We start from the raw sequence: 18,876 nt of genomic DNA, 5'->3' as shown, positions 1-18,876 counted from the left end.
AATGAGTGAGACTGATACCAAAGGGTAAGTATATAGTAGCATCATTGAAAGGAGCGAGAGCCTTGAGAAATCTAAGCTTTATTTTCGACTACATTTGCCCTTACTGCTACCTTATGATACCTGAGATAAGAAGGTTAGAAGAAGAACAAGGCTTCGACGTTGAATGGATTCCTATGGAGATCCATGCAGATACACCGATAGAAGGTGTTTCTCTGTTAGAGTATCTAGGACCTAGAAAGGTGATAAAGGCTGGAAAGCTATTGGATGAACTGGCTGCGGCAAAGGAAATACCTTTCTATTTGCCAGAAAAATTATATAATACACAATTGGTAAACCGATTAACGGCTTATGGACGTTCTAGGGTGAATCAAGGAGAATTGATAGATGAGGTTTTTCGTAGAGTTTTCGTTTATAATGAAAACATCAGTAATGATGAGATCGTGTATAAAATCTCTTTAAACCTTGGGTTATCCTATGATGACTTTGTAGAATATATTAAAAAACAATCTTTCACAGGAACAGCAAGCCGCTGGGAGTCAATTGTTCAAAAGCAAAGGATTAATGTGGTTCCAACTTTGTTAGAAGGGAGCAGTATAATATGTCAAGGGGTATGCTCCTACGATGAATTGGTTAAAATGTTGAAATAAGTGGTAAGGAAGAAATGACTTTTAATATGCCGTAAAGGCTAGATTTAAAAGTCATTTCTTTGTAGCGAGAAAGGGAGCTGCATTTAGTTTGGTGTATGAAATTCTTTTGTTGTGTTAGATTCGTCAAAAGAATGATATACTATATTCAAGTATATAACAGAATATGAGAATTATGGCAGGTGGTCAAATGTTCAACATCCTTTCCCTAGTATTTCGTTATTTGTTTATTCTTTTGATTTATTTATTTATGTTTGGGATTATTCGATTGATTTATATGGACATTAAGAATATCCATGGTGTTGATAAAGAAAATAGTACATATTTGAAGCTAATCAATCGGAAGGATACCCTTCCTTTTAAGGTGAAGGAGGTCTATAGTCTCGAGGATTCAGTTACCGTGGGTAGAGGGAATAACAATGATATCGTAATCAAGGACCCCTATATCTCCAACATTCACATAAAAATTGCCTTGGATGAAAATGAATTTTTTCTTGAGGATTTAGATAGTGCCAATGGCACTTGTTTGAATGGAGATCGGGTACTGGATGTTGTAAAACTGAAAAACGGTGATCGAATCAAATTTGGACAACTGGAGTTCTTGTTTGTTAGTAATGATTAAAGAGGTGTACATATGCTCAAAAAATTTATCAGCTATAAGGCACCGCAAAATCTAATTGTATTGATCAATAGTTTGGCATTATTATTACTCTTTTCATTTCGGGAAAATTTTGATCGAAACATGCTGATTTCAGGGTTGCTTTTTATTTGCATTATTTATATATCCAATTGGGTATTGCTCAAATGGTCTACAGGGGATCATTATTTGTTTCTGATTATGTCAATGCTGATAAGTATTGGTGTAATTATGATCTATCGGATTAATCCTATGTACGGCGCTAAACAGGTTATTTGGTTTGGTATAGGAATTATCATCTTTTTCCTAACTTACTTTGTGACGAAGAAGGTACAAGGATGGGAAAAATGGACGATTGCCTATGCATCTGGAGCCTTAATATTGTTCCTGTCTACCCTGCTCTTCGGTATTAAAGTAAAAGGGGCCACCAACTGGATTCGAGTTGCAGGCTACAGCTTTCAGCCGGCAGAGCTAATCAAACTGCTGTTTGTCTTCTTCTTAGCATCCTATTATACCAATGAAAAAAAACTGAAGAATCCTTATGTATTTTTTGGTATTGTCTATGCCCATATCGGGTTCCTGTTTATTCAACGAGACTTGGGAACGGCTATGCTGTTTTTCTTGATTTTCATGACGATTCTATACATCTATGAAGAGCATAGAAAGTTTATCTTATACAATTTAGGTGCTGCATCAGTGCCTGGGATCATGAGTTATTTCTTTATTAACCATGTCCGTGTAAGGGTGGAGACTTGGATCGATCCTTGGAGATTTATCGACAGTAAGGGATATCAAATTACCCAATCTTTATTTGCCATTGCTTCGGGAGGCTTTTTTGGCACAGGCATTGGTCTAGGTCATCCTGAATTTATCCCTGAGGTGCACAACGATTTTATTTTTTCTGCCATTTGTGAGGAAATGGGGATATTTGGCGGCATGGCTGTCATTATGCTGTTTCTGATTTTGGTATATAGAGGGTTTAAAATTGCCCTTAATCAGCACCATAGATTTTTTCGAATCGTGGCCATTGGTATTACAGCCATGTTGGGTTTTCAAGCCTTTATTATTTTAGGCGGCGTAACCAAGCTAATTCCTTTAACGGGTATCACATTACCCTTTGTCAGCTATGGAGGCAGCTCCTTAGTATCAAGCTTTGCAGCGTTGGGTATTCTACAGGTAGCATCTGAGGAACTGGAACAGGAGGAAAACCATGAACCAAGAATCCAAGAGGATTGTTAAAGTGCTTTGGGTGATGGGCGCTTTGTTCATTATCCTAGTGGTTTATTTGAGTTACTTTGAAATATTTAGGGCATCTAAAATTGTAACCAACAATTATAATAAAAGACAATGGCTGAATGAAGAATATGTATTAAGGGGGCAAATCGTAGATAGAAACGGTAAAACCCTGGCATATAGTGAGAAAATAGAAAACAATAAACAGGTACGAAAATACAATCATGGAAGACTCTATAGCCATGTTATTGGTTATAGTGATAAGGAGTATGGAAAGTCTGGACTAGAGTCATCTTATAATAATGAATTATTGAATATCAATGCATTAAATCCAATCTTGGAGATAACCGAAAAGATTACAGGACCCAAGGAAAAGGGCAATAACCTGATTCTCTCTCTAGATCATGAACTGCAAAAATATGCGCAGCAGAAGTTGGGAAATAACAAAGGTGCCATTATTGCCATGAATCCTAAAAGCGGTGAGATATATGCCATGGTAAGTAAACCTGATTTCAATGCATCAACCTTTAAGGAGAACTGGGAAGAACTGGTAGAGGATAAGGAGAGCCCTTTGTTAAATCGGGCAACCTCAGGGGTATATACCCCTGGTTCGGTCTTTAAGATTATTACGGCAGCAGCAGCGCTGCAAAATAAAGAAATAGATACGGAATATGCGTGTGAAGGTTCTGTAAACATAGAAGGTTATGTCCTGAGAGATTACCAAGAGACTGCCCATGGAGAAGTGGACCTGTTAGAGGCCATGGCAAAATCCTGCAATATTGCCTTTAGTCAAATGGGTCTTCAGCTGGGAGAACAAAAACTACAGGATACGGCTGAAAAGTTTATGTTTAATCGGATTATTCCCTTTGATTTAAAAACAAAATCCTCCATATTTCCAAGCAAGGGTATTATGACAAAGCCAGAGTTAGGTGCATCAGCCATAGGTCAAGGAAAGGTGCTGGTTACGCCTTTGAATATGGCGTTGGCCACGTCTGCCATTGCCAATGATGGCGTGATGATGAGGCCTATTTTGGTGAAGGAGATACTATCTTCCGAGGGTAAGACCCTAAAGGTGAATTATCCCCAGGCATTGACCAGGGCAAGCAGTAGTTTGATTGCACGAGAAATTCGTGATATGATGGTTGAGGTTGTTACCGATGGAACGGGAACGAATGCAAGAATCAAAAATATAAAGGTTGCTGGAAAAACAGGGACGGCTGAAAACGATACTGGGAAAACCCATGCTTGGTTTACAGGTTTTGCACCAGCTGAAGATCCAAAGGTTGTTGTAGTGGTTGTGTTGGAGAGCCATGGGACTACCGGCGGAAAGAGTGCTGCGCCCCTTGCCAGGGACATGATGATCCAAACAATGAATCGTGTAAAATAATGAGAGGAGTGATACCAATGGATATGGGACTAAAAGGAAAAAACATCGTGGTAATGGGTGTCGCCAATAAATGGAGTATCGCATGGGGAATTGCCCAAGTTCTACATCAAGCAGGTGGAAACTTAATTTTTACATATCAAGGGGAGCGAAGTGAAGAACATATCCGAAAGCTTACAGAGGAGATGGGGACATTCCCATTGATTCACTGTGATGTGACCAAGGATGAAGATATAGCGAAAGCTTTCGAAGAGATTGAAGAAAAGGTTGGCATGATTCATGGGGTAGTCCATAGTATTGCCCATGCAAAAAAAGAAGAACTGGAAGGACTCTATATGAATACTTCTAGAGAAGGCTATGCCATGGCTCAAGATATTAGTGCATACTCTTTGGTGGCTGTGACCAGAGGTGCTGTACCCCTGATGAAAGAGGGTGGAAGCATCATTACCTTATCTTACCTCGGTGGAGAACGAGTGGTGAAAAATTACAATGTGATGGGGGTAGCCAAGGCTGCCTTAGAAGCCAGTGTAAAATACCTGGCAGCGGATCTCGGCAGGGAAAACATTCGAGTAAATGCCATATCTGCAGGACCTATAAAGACCTTAGCGGCCAAAGGGGTCAAAGATTTTACTACCATGCTGAAGGAGTTTGAAGAAAAGGTACCCATGGGAAGGCTGGTTCTAACCGAGGAAGTTGCCAATACGGCATTGTTTTTATGCAGCCCTATGAGCAGCGGTATTACAGGTGAAGTAATTCACGTGGACTGTGGATATAATATATTAGCATGATAAAAAAGATCAACCGAAAGCGGTTGATCTTTGTATTAAGATATTATAAAAGAATGCATCATAATCGGGCAGGATCATCCTGCCCATTTGTGTATGATTCAACGCCTACCGAACCGTGAACACGGACCTTTCGGTAGACGATGGATTGGCACTGGGCATATTTAAAATAAAATTTGCAATATCCTCTGATGCATGGGGTTTTCGGAGCCTAGTCATATTTCTGCAGATGGTTTGGTACCGATCTGGATCATCCTTAAGAAGATTGATACAAGAAATGAGGGAGTTGGGGCTGGCGGCTACCATCCCGATACCGTTGTTCAGTATAAACTCCATGTTTCGCTCTTCTTGGCCAGGTAGATTCCAAGTTACAATAATCGGTAATTCTTTCGCCAATGCCTCTGTGACGGTAATGCCACCAGGCTTTGTAATAATGATATCAGAGGCACTCATAAACTCATCAATGTTGGAAACATAGCCAAATACCTTAAGATTCTTTCGATTGATTAAAGATAGATACCGATAGAGCTCTTGATTTTTTCCTGCAATGGCAATTATCTGAATATCGATATTGTAAGTAAAAAGATAATCCAGGGTTTCTGTTATGTTTCCCAGCCCTAAACCACCACCCATAATGAGGGCTGTAAAGGTATTGGACAGATTTAGCCTTTCGCATACTTCTTGTCGGTTATAAGATTTAGCAAATTTATCATCGATAGGAATACCAAAAAATTTTGCCCGCTCCAAGGGAATCTGCCAATACTGGAATTCGTGGACAAAGTTTTCTGAGGGCATCATATAATAATCGATTTCATTGTTGATCCAGCTTGGGTGAATCGTATAATCCGTAAGTACTGTAACCAAAGGAATATCAATTTTACCCTTTCTTTTCATTGCGGATAGTGCTTCAGCGGGAAAGGGATGGGTACAGACGATAACATCAGGCTGAAAATCACCCAAAAGCCGTGTCAACTTCCTTGACAAAACTACCTTATTTAAAAATTCACTCACATCTACGATGGAATTATCTGTTACTTCAGAACGTTTATAGATATAACCATATAAGGTGGGAATATATTTAATGGATTTTATATATGCCTCAAATACAATCTTATGTAGACTGGGATGGACATAATTAAAAGCATCAATAACTTCTACTTTATGCTTTGGATCTATTCGCTTAATCTTATCCGCGATGGTTTTGGCGACTTGATTATGGCCTTCCCCTGCGGATACAGTAAAAAATAGTATATTCACACAATCACCTCCTAGATAACTATTATACCATTTTTATAAAAAAAGTCTGCTATGAAGATGTAAAAATCCAATGCCCAGTAGAAGATACATATTATTTTTTGGGGTAAATGCAAAGTGTATTACAGATGATAGGAGGAATAAGCCCATATCAAAGAGAATGTATTCTATATGTCTATAAACCGATGGAGTGGGAGTGAGACCTATAGAAAAGTATATGAAAGCTTCCTTGAAGGTTAAGATGATTGTCTTTACGACGGTAATGGTTGCAGTGCTCATCTCCATTATTGGCGGCTTTAGTCTATGGTATATCAATAATAGTATTGAGAATACACTAGCAAAAAATTCCATGGAAGTAGCTCAAAAAATAGTGTTACAAAGGGATATCCAGGTTAATATTGGCAAACCCAGGGGTGAATATAGGACCCAGCTGATTGTTGAGGACATCCGGAGGGCATCCAATGCAGCGGCTATAGCCGTGATGGACATTAATGGCATTCAATATGCATATTCAGCGTTTAATAAAATTGGTGGAAGGGATATTAAGGGCAATAGCAGCATGGCCTATGATGGAAAAACCTATATTTCAAAAAGTACCAAGGGGCAGGAGCGGTATGTTCAAGCACATATGCCAATCTATAGGGATGGAAAGCAAGTGGGTATTGTCTTAGTTAGTATGGCAATGCCCAATATAACTAAATTTTTTACGGAAGTTGAGAGTGGTTTTTACTTCATTCTAACTTTTTCCATCCTCCTCACCATTATGGGGGCAACGATGCTGGCTCAAAACATCAAAAGACAAATATCTGGGTTGGAGCCTTTGGAGATTTCACGGCTCCTAAAGGAAAGATATGTTATCCTGCAGACGGTGAAGGAAGGAATTTTGGCAGTCGATAGTGAATATAAAATTACTCTGATAAATGGGGAAGGCAAAAGAATTTTAGGACTGAAAGAGGATGTAATCGGCAGAGATATTCGAGAAATTATAAAAAACAGCCATATGCCGGAAATTATTGAAAAGGGCATCCCAGAATATGATCGAGAGCATATCCTGAACAACAGAGCTATCGTAGCGAATACGCTTCCCATTAATATCGGTGGTGAGGCCATTGGTGCTGTATCAAGTTTTAGAGATTTGACGGAAGTAAAAAATCTTGCGGAACAGATGACGGGTGTAAGACGGTTTATCGATGCCCTTAGGGCACAAAATCATGAATTTTTAAATAAAATGCATACCATTTCTGGCCTGCTTCAATTGAAATGCTACGATGAGGCCATGAAGTATATAGATGATATCAGTATCCTCCATGAAGAAACCTTAGGCTTTCTAACAAAGCATATAAAAAACCCTTCTTTGTCAGGTCTGCTTCTGGCAAAATATAATAAAATGGAAGAGATGAAAATCAAATTTTCTATAGATCCCTGTAGTAGAGTGGCCCAGGGGGATGAAATTGATACAGAGGTCCTTTTGACGGTTATAGGGAATCTCATCGAAAATGCCATAGATGCCGTAAGTGGTCTTGACCGAGAGCGTAAAAACGTATACTTAACAATTAATGATGGAAGTGAAGAACTGGAAATCATTGTTACAGACACAGGAGAAGGAATTCCAGAGGAAAATCTAGAAAAAATATTTGAATTTGGTTTTTCTACAAAAGAAGGAGCAAACAAAGGGGTAGGATTGGCCTTGATTCGGCAGATTCTTGAAGGTGTAGGCGGTACCATTCATGTAGAGAGTCAAATGGATGTTGGTACAGAAATGATTGTGATTATTCCTAAAAAATGATAGCGTGGTGGAAAAATGAGAGAGATACATGTTTTGATCGTTGAGGATGACCCTATGGTTCAAGAAATCAACCGAAGATTTATTTCAAAAGTTAAAGATTTTCGTGTTGTTGGTATCGCAAATAATGGTTCTGAAGCTTTGAAAATGGTACGAGAGCTTAAACCACAATTGGTTTTACTGGATGTTTTTATGGCCAAAATGGACGGTCTGACTGTATTAAAGGAAATAAGAAGTATCGGTGCCAACGTGGATGTGATTTTGATAACTGCGGACAAAACTGTTGATACAATCCATGATGCCATAAGATATGGTGTGATTGACTATATTATCAAGCCTTTTAAATTTGAGAGATTTAAGGAAGCCTTGCTTCACTATCAGAAAATGAGAGAAACCCTAGAAAATAAAGATAATTTTCAGCAGCAGGACCTGGATCGAATTCTTCATCTGAAAGATGATAGGATAGAAGAATTGCCAAAGGGATTGAATCAGACTACCTTGGATCTTGTGGTGGATTATTTAAAGAATAATAAACAGTTCCATACGTCTATGGAGCTATCTCAAGATGTTGGTATCGCCAGGGTTACTGCTAGAAGATATTTAGAATACCTGACAGATAAAAAAGTTGTCCAGGTGGAGTTAGAGTATGGCAGTGTAGGGCGCCCTGTCCATCGTTATAAGTTTATAGAATCGGTTTGATATATTGGTTTGAAATAATAAAAATAAATACCAGCGTAGGTGCTGGTATTTATTTGCTTGTTGAAACAATTAACTTTGCTGCCTCTAGAAGGTTTGAGACAGTATAATCAGCATTTCTATAAGGTGCCCCTAGTTTTATGGTCTTGCAGCCGGCTCGCCGGCCTGCCTCAATATCGAAATCTCGATCTCCTACCATATAAGAGGTTTCAAGGTCGATATGATGCTCCTTGGCCAAGCGAAGGAGCATCCCTGGTGCTGGTTTTCTACATTCACATTTTGATTTAAAATGGGGGCAATAGGCTACACCATGGATCATAATATCATTGATCTTAAAATCTGCCAGCATGCTATCATGGATATCCTTAAGATTTTCATGGGTAAAATACCCCATTTCAATACCGCCCTGATTTGTTACGACAAATACTTGGAAACCAGCGTCATTGAGCATTCTAACTGCTTCAAAGGTCCATGGAAAAAAAACAAAATCTTGAGGCTTATTTACAGGCATACGATTGTCATTGATTACGCCATCTCGATCGAGAAATACAGCTTTTTGCATAAAAACCTCCTTTTTGGATATTTCATAGTTTTTCCTTATAGTATGTGCTACAATATGATTTAAGCGGCTGGAAATTTATAGCATAAGGAGAACGAACAATGGGGAATCGTCGTATAGAACAACGTATCGTCATGGCATCCTTGATCGCTGCCAGTATTTCTATATATATAGGATACCTCGGTCTATTATCCCTATTGATATATAAAATCTTTAAGATGAAAACCTGTGAAAAGGATTTTCTTGGTAAGAACAATGGTACGCTTTGGGTTATTATTATTTATTTACTTTTTCAGTTACTACAGACTCGATATACATTTTATGGACTTCAAGCATTTACCCTTATTATACTACAAATAGCAGCATATATTGCAATCCGCGATAACTTCAGCACCGAAAAGGAGTACAGCACCCTCATAAATATATTGGTTTGGGGAAGTATAATCATATCTGGCATTGGTATTATCCAGTACTTTTATCTTGATCCCTCAGATCTTCCTAAATCTTGGGTAGATAAGAATATATATGATATTCAAATTCGTGTATATTCAACACTATATAATCCGAATGTATTGGGGGCGTATTTGGTTTCTATGATTTGTATGACCATTGCTTCTTTGGAAGAGATACGAAAACGGCCAGTTCATGTTATTTCTCTATTTCTCTGTTCTATATGCTTAATATTTACATATTCTAGGGCAGCTTTACTGACACTGGCCATAGCTACCATGGTGTTGACTGCCTTAAAAAAGAATAAAAGATATATTATATACGGCATTATCATTTTGATTGCAGCCCTTATGATTGATGGCAGCAACTATACCCAAAGAATGAATCCTGAGTTTGCTGCAAAAGATAGCAGCATTGAATATAGGATAGAGATATATAGGACAGTGATAGATATCATTGAAGACCATATGGTTTTTGGTACAGGGTTAAATACTATGCGGGTATATATCGATCAATATTCGTCAGAGATCAAGGCGCCTGTGTTCCACGGGCACAATCTTTTTCTTCATACGATGGCAGAAACAGGCGTAATTGGGTTATTGCTATTATTGATTATGCTGGGAAAATCTATAAAAAATTCAATAGAAATGGTGAATGAGAGCCAGAATAGGGGTATAAAAACCATAGGAATAAGTATGAGCTTATTTTACATGACCTTGCTGATTCAAGGAATCGTCGATGCAGTGGTATTTGCGCCCCAATATTCTATTTTTGTATGGACGATGATGGCCATATCAGACGGGATTTGGATAAATAGCAGAAAAGAGTATAGACAACATAGGTGGTGGAAATATGAAGGATAAGATATTGTCAACCCTTACCCAAGAAGAAACCTTGGAAAAGATTCTTGATATGGATAGGTTGGAAGATCATGAATGGGTTTGGATCAACAGGGATATTTTTTTGAATATATGCTACAATATTGGTTTGGATGTAGAAATGACAGAGACTGAGATTGAGGACGCCCTTAGGCAGACTGAAGATTATGAAATCATTGAAATACTGACGGAGGCTTTTCGCAAGCGAGAATATATTCCTATAGATCAGTTTCAATTTTCACGGCTGGAGACGGGCTATAAGCCGACAACCGATATTGAAACTGCTATATTTGTGAAGGAAAACTACTATAGGAAACTGTTTATACGTCTATCCAAGGCGTTTGACTGGATGCTCAAGGCTATGGCTTTAGATACCTATTTTAGAATGGGATTAGATTATAAATCCTTAAAAGAAGTTTATGAGGATCTATATGAGGGAAATATAAGAATCCTTGAAGATGTTTTTCGAAAAGGCGAACATACCTATCTAGCAGGCACATGGAAGCATGAAAGAAAAACGGATGAATTATATTTTTATAAGTCAGGTGAATTTTTTTGCAGTTGGGCTGAAGGTGCAGTAAACTCAAAATTTGAAGAACATATCCATAGAGAATAGATAAACAACACCCAGTCAGGGTGTTGTTTATCTATATGAAGAAATCATTGGATACAGGCCCGTTTGAATGAATAGCTTTTTTTAAGATAATCATATCCATATCATGGGCACGTTCTACGATATGATCGTAGATTTTATTGCAATGGTTACATTGAACATATTGTTTGAAATCTTTTTGTTCGCGATCCAGAAATAGATAAGATGTATAACCTTCTTGATCCTGCCACTTTACTTTTCCATCATCGGCTAGATCATAAAGGTAAACATATGTGACTTCATCCTTGAGCAAAAGACTTCCTTTATCACAGTGAGGACATTTCATATTAAACCTCCGTTCGTATATAACGTAGGGTGGACGACCCTGTCCACCCGTCATGGGTTTGATTACGCCAACGGACGGACAGGGTCGTCCGTCCTACAAAAATCGGCCAAGACCTTAACAAAGCCGGTTTCTATGTTAAGTATTTGTAATTACAAGTCTTACTATGCCTAAGGAGGGTATAAAAAACATGATAAATATGTAGGCTATTAGAATCATTTGCGATGATTTTTCTAGCAGACTATTTGCAATTAATGCTATAATAGGAATAGTATAAGTGTGTATATCGGAAGGGGATCTAGATGCAGCATAAAGTACATGAGATAAAGAGGATTACTTATGAAATTGAGAAGAGTGTTCATACGGGTAACAAGGTTATTCTTGAAAAACTCATCGATGATATGATAAAAACCTGTGAAGGAATTCGTGGTGATATTCAAGCGAAAAAAAGTGCTTTGAGTAATATTAAGTTAGATATTATTAATGAAATTAAGTTTCTATATAAACCTGTCCTTAAGAAGAATTATTATGAGGGTACTTACCTTGAGGAGTTTTCTAAAAAGCGTACAGAAGACTTAAAAGAGGCAAAAGCACTGGATATTCATAATCGATTTTGGCAGACCTATGAGGTGATGAGGGGAAATGTTTTCGGTTCAGTTCCTCTGGAATTGATTCACAAGGATGCAACTCGAAGACTTATGGGCTACGGGTGGGATGAGGTGACGGTGAAGGTCATAGAAGTATGTGAAAGACAATGCAGTATCAAAGAGTTGGTAGAGTTTTGTGAGTTAAACTTCGATCATTTCCTGATCGTAAAGGAGAAAGCATCTGAATCTGAAATCATTTTGCACTATCAAGTGTAAGGAGAAGGTATTTCATTGATTGCGAATAGAAAGAATTTAGAAAAGATATTCATTCTCTGTGTTTTAACAGCTTTTACGGGTCAAATTTATCTAAATCCCTTTGCTTCAGGATTTAGATTTTCTTTTAGCGTTTCAGCTTTGTCCCTCATGTTGATATTTTTTAAGGATATTTCTGTCATGGCGGCTACCAATGCTGTAGGCGTATCTATCTTTCTTTTTAGAAGCTTTGTATATCTGCTTGGACACCCTGAGGCAGATATAGCAAGCGCTGTGATATTGTATGCGCCTGGGGCCATCTTTTATGTCCTATATGGGATATTGTTTGAACTGCTAAGTGTTCGAGACAAATTGAGAAAAGGAGAACATATTATCCTTTCCCTATGGTTATGTGATAGTATTTCAAATATCATTGAGGTGGCTGTTCGAAAAAGCCGAATTGATCATCCTTTTGAGATCGTTGTTTTGGTGCTTATTTTGATGGGATTGATGCGTTCTATTATTACGACCATTGCTTATGAAGTGATCAATTATTATATGCATCGTTATGAAAGGGAACAAAAAGATAGGAAGTACCGAGAACTGATTCTTTTTATGGCTAGCCTAGAATCAGAACTGTTTTTCCTGAGAAAATCTAGTGTGGATATTGAGGAAGCCATGAAAAGGAGCTATCGTCTTTATGAGCAATTACAGGACAAGTATCTAAAGGATGAGGCATTAATGGTTGCCAAGGACATCCATGAGATCAAAAAAGACTATATACGCGTGGTATCTGGCATAGAAAAAACCCTCTCAGAGGAAGACAAGAGCTTATACATGAACCTGAAGGAAATATATCAGATTATCAAAGCAAATACTGAGAAACTGATCGTAATGAATCAAAAACAGATTATTTTAAGATTTAAATTTCAGCAAAATTTCATTACAAGGGATTACTATCAGCTGATCTCCATATTGAATAATTTGATTATCAATGCCATTGATGCCATTGAGGAAACAGGGATTATCAGTATTTCCCAAGAAACATCAGGATCATATTGTTTCTTTAAGGTGTTGGATAATGGAGAAGGCATAGATGAATCGGATATAGATTTGGTATTTGAGCCAGGATTCTCGACAAAGTATAATGCAATAACGGGAGAAATGTCCACGGGGATTGGACTTACCCATGTAAAACACATTGTAGAACGGCATTTTGACGGGCGATTGGAAGTAAGCTCTAGCGAGGACGGGGGAACGACCTTTACCATCCAAATTCCATTTTCAAAGATTGCTGTATAAGAGGTGATAATATGAACCCGAGCTTTTATATTGTTGATGATGACAAGGGTATTCGTAAGGTATTAAAAAATATTATTGACCAATATAATTTGGGAGATGTGATCGGGGAAGCTGAGGAGGGCATCAGTGCAATAGATGATATCAAAAGTTTAAGGCCGAAAATTGTGTTGGTCGATTTATTGCTTCCCGGAATGGATGGGATTGCCATTGTATCTACCCTTAAGGACATGGACTTAAATCTAGACACAAACTATATCATGATTTCCCAGGTGAATTCAAAGGAAATGGTTTCGAAGGCCTATACCCAAGGGGTAGAGTTTTACATCAATAAGCCTATCAATGTGGTAGAGGTTGTTTCTATCATCAATAAAGTCAAGGAAAAGTTGAAGATGCAAGAAGTCATACATTCCTTTGAGAAGGCTATCCATAGCATGAGTATGTTGAAGGAATATACTGGGGGAAAGGAAGTAAATATCCTTTCGGAGAAGGATCGGATCAAGAAGATTCTTTCCCATTTAGGAATACTCGGAGAATCTGGGAGCAATGAAATTGTAGAAATAATCCTCATACTTTTGGAACAAAAGCAGGATTTTCGAGGCAAACTATTGAATCAAAAAATATCAGAATTATTTGGGATGCTTGTCCAGAGGTATTGGGATAATTATGAGATATCTATCAATGTGGCTACCATTGAGCAAAGAATTCGAAGGGCCATTAACAAAGCTTTAAAGAACTTAGCCAATCTAGGTATTGAAGACTATAGCAATGATACCTTCATTAAATACGGAAATACTATTTTTGATTTTGAGGAAGTACGGAAGCAAATGGATTACATTCGGGGAAAATCCAACTATGGCGGGAAAATTAGCGTCAGAAAGTTTATAGAAGGCATCATGATGGAAATGAAAAATGAATCATGATAACTTGCAGAAAAGAGAATACTTGCAATTATTAAACTAAAACTGTATGTTTTGGTTTTTTTTTGTACTTTTCTGTAGGGTGATGAGTATGCTATCATAGTAAAGACACTTTGTTACAAAAAATTAAAAAAGGAGGATGTCTATGAACAAGAAAATGAGTTTAACCACAAAAATCTTTATTGGTCTTATTGTCGGTCTTATTATCGGTCTTATTCTTAATCAAATGGGTCCATCTGATTTCAGAGACAAGTTTCTAGTAAATGGGTTGTTTACTCTTGTAGGAAATGTGTTTCTAAACTCTATTAACATGGTTGTAGTACCATTAGTATTTGTTTCAATTGCAAATGGTGCTGCATCAATCACTGACATTAGAAAATTAGGTAGAGTGGGATCAAAAACAATATTATTTTACCTAGTTACTACAGCAGTGGCAATTACGATTGCAATGGTACTTTCTATCGTAGTTAAACCAGGATTAGGCTTAGATATGTCATCACTGGTGAAAACAGAACCAACCATTGCTGCAGCGAAGCCTTTGGTTGAAGTAATTACAGATATGATACCTAAAAACCCAGTTGCAGCTATGGCAAATGGGGTAATGCTTCAAATTATCGTATTTGCTTTACTCATCGGGGTAGGCTTAGCTACATTAGGAGAGAAAGTAAAATCTATCGTTAATATTTTTGAGCAATTGAATGAATTGATGATGAAAATGGTTGGTATGGTCATGATCCTTGCACCTTATGGGGTACTATGTCTGATTGCCAAGACATTTACAGGATTAGGCTTCGATGCTATGGTGCCATTACTGAAATATATGATCTGCGTATTGGTTGCTCTAGCATTACATGCAGGTATTACGTACTCAGGATTATTAGTAATTTTTACAAAATTAAATCCAATCACATTCTTCAAGAAGTTTGCACCAGCCATGGGGGTTGCATTCTCAACAGCCAGCTCTAATGCAACGTTACCTGTGACCCTTGAAACTGTTGAAGAAAATCTAGGTGTTAATAAGAGTATTGCTTCCTTTACAATTCCGTTGGGTGCAACAATTAACATGGATGGGACAGCAATCATGCAAGGAGCAGCAACAATCTTTATTTCTCAATTATACGGTATTGAGTTAGGGATGGGTGCTCTGTTAACAGTAATCTTAACAGCTACTTTGGCATCTATCGGTACAGCGGGTGTACCAGGGGTTGGATTAATCATGTTATCCATGGTATTACAAGCTGTTGGTTTACCAGTGGAAGGTATTGCATTGATCATCGGTATTGATAGAATTCTTGACATGTCAAGAACAGCGATCAACATCACAGGTGATGCGATCTGTACGATCATCGTTGCAAAATCTGAAGGTGAATTTGACGAAAAAGTATATAACTCTGCAGTAGTAGAAAAATCAATCGCATAATGCATGAAGGGGATGGTGAAAACCATCCCCTTTTTAATGGGTATTTTACAAAAACTTTTCTTTGACTTTATTCCAGAAGTCATAATTTTTTAATCGTAGAAGCTTTACCTTGATATCAGACATCTTCAGATTTATTTCCACAATCTCATTGTGTTTGTGCTCCATCCCATCGGTAACGACCAAAATAGAGTTCTCAAAGGGATACTCAGGGTGAATCTTAATCATAGATCCCCGGGGGACAATCAAGCTTGAGGTAAAAGAACGGTAGGCAATAGTGTTGATAGGTGCGATCGGCGTGATTTGAAGAAGATCCAATCGTGGGTCTACAATGCTGCCCCCTAAGGAATAGTTATAGGCTGTACTACCTGTGGGTGTAGATATTAGTACCCCATCACCGCTAAATTTTTCAAGGAAGCTATCATCCAAGGAAATATTTAGATGAATCGTCCTGGATTTATCTCCTTTTATGGTGATTTCATTGATCCCCATGATTTCGATGCAGCTGTTACGGGTACAGATATTGGCTTCCACAGGGTGAAGTTCTTGGATTATATAGTCACCTTTTTCATAACGAAAAATAAACTCATCCAGCTGATAGGGAGAAAGCTCTTGAAAAAAGCCAAGATGACCTGTATTTATGCCTACAATGGGAATATCGGGAAATTTATACTCGTGCAATGCCCTAAGAAAAGCACCGTCACCACCGATACAGACAGTCAAATCAGCCTTAGGATCAAAAACATCGGCGATAAAAAAGCCATTTTTCTCGAGCTTACGCTTTAATATCCTGCTGGTTTCATTGGAAATTGGCCGCTCATTTGTAACGATATTGATAACACGGGTTTGATTGGACATAACATCTTCTCCACTAAGACTCAGTTCAGATGGAGTTTGCACCCGCGGGCACAGGTAACTCCACCTGAACGCCAAGTCGTGTTATCCAGGGGCTGTACAACTCTTGTCTCCCCCTTGTATAAGCAGGGATCATAAATCTTTGATTTATTGATCATCGCTTACACAGCGTGCAAGCGGGAGTCTTAGAGTTGTTAGCCATCGGATAAAAGCAATTTTTAGTATATTTTAACATAATTAGTATCGTTCTAAAAGTATAGGTTCATTCCTTCTATCCTGAGAATTTATTGGAATACCCCTTGTAAACATGTCATAAGATGGATATATTAGTGATAATGTGAAAAAAAGGAGAGAGTGCAATGGAACAGCCGCTAATCGTCACAGCAGCAGTCATTCGAAAGGAAGATACAATACTTATAGCCCAGCGATATGTGAAGACGGATCATTCTCTAAAGTGGGAGTTTCCTGGGGGAAAGCTGGAATGTGGGGAAACACCAGAACAATGTCTTGCCCGGGAAATAAAAGAGGAATTAAATCTGAAAGTTGAAGTGGCGGATATTTTTAAGGTCGTTTATCATGAGTACCCGGGAAAGAAAATTTTACTATTGTGTTATTTGTGCAATGACCTCGGCGGGCATCCGAAAGCTTTAGATTGTCAAGATTTTAAATGGATCAATATCGATACACTGGATCAATTCGATTTCGTAGAAGCTGATTTGCCCATCGTAGAAAAGATTAAAAGGATGGGACACAGTATATTTGAGATTGACCGATAGGGCAGCTATAAATATAATTATAGATGTATATATAGAAGAGTAGGTGTATAAGGTGAAGAAAACAAATGGAAACATACTAGAATTTGTAGTAGATGAACAACATGAGGGCAAAGAGTTAAAAGAAATCCTTTATGATGAGATGAAGCTATCCAGCAGATTGGTTAGAAGGATGAAGCGAAGCAAAAGCATCTTGGTAAATGGAAACTTTATCACCTTCCATGCTAGATTAAGACGGGGAGATAAAGTAGAAGCCATCATGGCTGATGAAGTGAATCAGTTCGAGCCGGAGAATATTCCTATGGAGGTTGTGTATGAGGATGTTGATCTGGTTATCGTAAATAAACAACCAGGCTTGGTGGTACATCCCACAAAAGGACACCCTACAGGCACAATGGCCAATGCACTGGTATATCGTATGAAGGAGCGAGAAGAGAGCTACAAAATTCGCTTTGTAAATCGATTAGACCGAGATACCTCGGGTTTGATTATCATTGCGAAAAATCCATATGCCCAGCAGGAGCTTTCGAAGCAAATGCAAAGGGATGAAGTGGAGAAAATATACTTAGCAGTGGTCAAAGGTATCATAGAAGAAGAGAAGGGTACCGTCGATGCACCTATCGGACGACCAGACCCAGAAGATATTCTCCGGAAGGTCTATGAAGGCGGACAAGCCTCTGTTACCCACTATGAAGTGATTGAGCGGATAAAAGATGCAACGGTGATCCGAGTAAAATTGGAAACAGGAAGAACCCATCAGATAAGGGTACATATGGCCCATATAGGTTACCCGTTGATAGGGGATGAACTCTATGGCTATGTAGATGAAGAACTGATTCAGCGGCAGGCCCTTCATGCAGAAACACTGATTTTTCAACAACCTAGAACTGGAGAGAAAGTAAAGGTCAGCGCGCCAGTACCTGATGATATAAAGGGTCTCATCCAAAAACTGTCTTGAAGAATTCCCCTTGACAAGTGAAGGACGAGGGGGTAAAATAATATATGTGACTAAGGGGCATTAGCGCAGCTGGGAGCGCACCACACTGGCAGTGTGGGGGTCAGGGGTTCGAATCCCCTATGCTCCACCATTTATTTAAAACTGAACGTTAGAGACGGATTGGGAACGAAGTTAAACTTCTGACTCAATCCGTTTTTTTATTAAAAAACCTCAATGCATATCGATATAAATATATCGAATAGAAAGAAAAATATATTGATAAACGATAAAAAACATGTTAAAATCAAATTAAAAATAAATAAGAGAGGTGCTTTTAATGAAACAAGTTTCAACACTCTTTTTAAAGGTAGTAGTTTTTCTTATTGCAATTCCGGTTCTTGCTTTGTGCATATTTTGGGTGCCTGGATTTGTAAACTACTTACCTTACCCCATTTTAATCGGTGTGTATGCAACGGCGATATCGTATTTCTTTGCTCTATATCAAACTTTAAAACTTTTAAGCTATATTGATAAGAACAAAGCTTTCTCGGAATTATCTGTAAAGGCTTTAAAGAATATAAAATACTGTGCAATCACA

General features: G+C 38.1%; 20 protein-coding genes and 1 tRNA gene. 17 read left to right on the top strand and 4 right to left on the bottom strand.

The genetic code is table 11. The annotated features are described in order from the left end of the window. Positions 1-62: 62 nt before the first annotated feature. The 5 genes from K0R93_RS13340 (at position 63) to fabI (ending at position 4,686) form a co-directional block, all read left to right on the top strand. Complete coding sequence (locus K0R93_RS13340) at positions 63-647, top strand: DsbA family oxidoreductase (RefSeq protein ID WP_300302191.1); 585 nt, start codon at positions 63-65, stop codon at positions 645-647. Between the two features lie 187 nt (positions 648-834). Beyond that, complete coding sequence (locus K0R93_RS13335) at positions 835-1,266, top strand: FHA domain-containing protein (RefSeq protein ID WP_300302188.1); 432 nt, start codon at positions 835-837, stop codon at positions 1,264-1,266. 12 nt (positions 1,267-1,278) lie between these two features. Beyond that, positions 1,279-2,520 carry an FtsW/RodA/SpoVE family cell cycle protein gene (locus K0R93_RS13330; RefSeq protein ID WP_300302184.1) on the top strand — a complete coding sequence of 414 codons (1,242 nt, stop codon included), beginning with the start codon at positions 1,279-1,281 and terminating at the stop codon, positions 2,518-2,520. Continuing rightward, positions 2,492-3,901 (top strand): peptidoglycan D,D-transpeptidase FtsI family protein, encoded by a 1,410-nt coding sequence (locus K0R93_RS13325; RefSeq protein ID WP_300302181.1) that lies wholly within the window; start codon positions 2,492-2,494, stop codon positions 3,899-3,901. Before K0R93_RS13330 ends, K0R93_RS13325 begins: the two co-directional genes overlap by 29 nt. Positions 3,902-3,918: 17 nt before the next feature. Next, positions 3,919-4,686 carry an enoyl-ACP reductase FabI gene (gene fabI / locus K0R93_RS13320; protein ID WP_330685163.1) on the top strand — a complete coding sequence of 256 codons (768 nt, stop codon included), beginning with the start codon at positions 3,919-3,921 and terminating at the stop codon, positions 4,684-4,686. A 105-nt stretch (positions 4,687-4,791) separates the two neighbouring features. Here fabI and K0R93_RS13315 read toward each other — a convergent pair whose 3' ends face one another. Next, entirely contained in the window at positions 4,792-5,940 is a 1,149-nt protein-coding gene (locus tag K0R93_RS13315) for an MGDG synthase family glycosyltransferase (protein WP_300302178.1), read from the bottom strand. Positions 5,941-6,133: 193 nt separating this feature from the next. On the opposite strand from K0R93_RS13315, the gene K0R93_RS13310 reads away from it, so the two are divergent. Together K0R93_RS13310 and K0R93_RS13305 are read left to right on the top strand one after the other, a co-directional pair. Beyond that, positions 6,134-7,723 carry an ATP-binding protein gene (locus K0R93_RS13310; RefSeq protein WP_300302175.1) on the top strand — a complete coding sequence of 530 codons (1,590 nt, stop codon included), beginning with the start codon at positions 6,134-6,136 and terminating at the stop codon, positions 7,721-7,723. A gap of 15 nt (positions 7,724-7,738) precedes the next feature. Continuing rightward, a complete protein-coding gene (locus K0R93_RS13305; protein WP_300302172.1) occupies positions 7,739-8,419 on the top strand; it encodes a response regulator in 681 nt (226 codons plus the stop codon). Positions 8,420-8,468: 49 nt separating this feature from the next. Here the strand turns inward: K0R93_RS13305 and K0R93_RS13300 are convergent, their stop codons facing one another. Next, a complete protein-coding gene (locus K0R93_RS13300; RefSeq protein WP_330685168.1) occupies positions 8,469-9,017 on the bottom strand; it encodes a D-glycero-alpha-D-manno-heptose-1,7-bisphosphate 7-phosphatase in 549 nt (182 codons plus the stop codon). Between the two features lie 59 nt (positions 9,018-9,076). Between K0R93_RS13300 and K0R93_RS13295 the strand changes: the two genes are divergently transcribed. Together K0R93_RS13295 and K0R93_RS13290 are read left to right on the top strand one after the other, a co-directional pair. Next, positions 9,077-10,288, top strand: coding sequence for an O-antigen ligase family protein (locus tag K0R93_RS13295; protein ID WP_300302169.1), 1,212 nt, complete (start codon positions 9,077-9,079; stop codon positions 10,286-10,288). Then, positions 10,278-10,919 (top strand): hypothetical protein, encoded by a 642-nt coding sequence (locus tag K0R93_RS13290; protein WP_300302166.1) that lies wholly within the window; start codon positions 10,278-10,280, stop codon positions 10,917-10,919. The genes K0R93_RS13295 and K0R93_RS13290 overlap by 11 nt, the downstream gene beginning before the upstream one ends. A 31-nt stretch (positions 10,920-10,950) precedes the next feature. On the opposite strand, the gene K0R93_RS13285 is transcribed toward K0R93_RS13290, so the two are convergent. Further along, positions 10,951-11,241, bottom strand: coding sequence for a hypothetical protein (locus tag K0R93_RS13285; protein ID WP_300302163.1), 291 nt, complete (start codon positions 11,239-11,241; stop codon positions 10,951-10,953). 299 nt (positions 11,242-11,540) lie between these two features. On the opposite strand from K0R93_RS13285, the gene K0R93_RS13280 reads away from it, so the two are divergent. The 4 genes from K0R93_RS13280 (at position 11,541) to K0R93_RS13265 (ending at position 15,716) form a co-directional block, all read left to right on the top strand. Further along, positions 11,541-12,101 carry a hypothetical protein gene (locus tag K0R93_RS13280; RefSeq protein WP_300302160.1) on the top strand — a complete coding sequence of 187 codons (561 nt, stop codon included), beginning with the start codon at positions 11,541-11,543 and terminating at the stop codon, positions 12,099-12,101. Between the two features lie 15 nt (positions 12,102-12,116). Beyond that, the gene (locus K0R93_RS13275) at positions 12,117-13,379 is read left to right on the top strand and encodes an ATP-binding protein (RefSeq protein ID WP_300302157.1); all 1,263 of its coding nucleotides are present in this window, start codon (positions 12,117-12,119) and stop codon (positions 13,377-13,379) included. 11 nt (positions 13,380-13,390) lie between these two features. Then, positions 13,391-14,299 (top strand): response regulator, encoded by a 909-nt coding sequence (locus tag K0R93_RS13270; RefSeq protein ID WP_300302154.1) that lies wholly within the window; start codon positions 13,391-13,393, stop codon positions 14,297-14,299. 142 nt (positions 14,300-14,441) lie between these two features. Then, complete coding sequence (locus tag K0R93_RS13265) at positions 14,442-15,716, top strand: dicarboxylate/amino acid:cation symporter (protein ID WP_330685162.1); 1,275 nt, start codon at positions 14,442-14,444, stop codon at positions 15,714-15,716. A gap of 45 nt (positions 15,717-15,761) precedes the next feature. Here K0R93_RS13265 and K0R93_RS13260 read toward each other — a convergent pair whose 3' ends face one another. After that, positions 15,762-16,571, bottom strand: a complete 810-nt coding sequence (locus K0R93_RS13260; protein WP_300302150.1) for an NAD(+)/NADH kinase — start codon at positions 16,569-16,571, stop codon at positions 15,762-15,764. Positions 16,572-16,927: 356 nt separating this feature from the next. Here K0R93_RS13260 and mutT point away from each other — a divergent pair, with 356 nt between their 5' ends. The 4 genes from mutT to K0R93_RS13240 form a co-directional block, all read left to right on the top strand. Beyond that, positions 16,928-17,344, top strand: coding sequence for an 8-oxo-dGTP diphosphatase MutT (gene mutT, locus K0R93_RS13255; RefSeq protein WP_300302148.1), 417 nt, complete (start codon positions 16,928-16,930; stop codon positions 17,342-17,344). Positions 17,345-17,396: 52 nt separating this feature from the next. Then, positions 17,397-18,299 (top strand): RluA family pseudouridine synthase, encoded by a 903-nt coding sequence (locus K0R93_RS13250; protein ID WP_300302145.1) that lies wholly within the window; start codon positions 17,397-17,399, stop codon positions 18,297-18,299. A gap of 54 nt (positions 18,300-18,353) precedes the next feature. Further along, positions 18,354-18,429 (top strand) — tRNA-Ala (locus K0R93_RS13245). A gap of 186 nt (positions 18,430-18,615) precedes the next feature. Then, positions 18,616-18,876 (top strand): DUF2975 domain-containing protein (locus K0R93_RS13240; protein WP_300295646.1); only part of this gene is annotated, 261 nt, incomplete at its 3' end.

The organism is Anaerosolibacter sp., from assembly GCF_029240175.1.
GTDB lineage: Bacteria > Bacillota > Clostridia > Peptostreptococcales > Thermotaleaceae > Anaerosolibacter.
The sequence above is the reverse complement of the archived record's forward strand: the minus strand, read 5'-3'. Positions and strand labels throughout refer to the sequence as shown.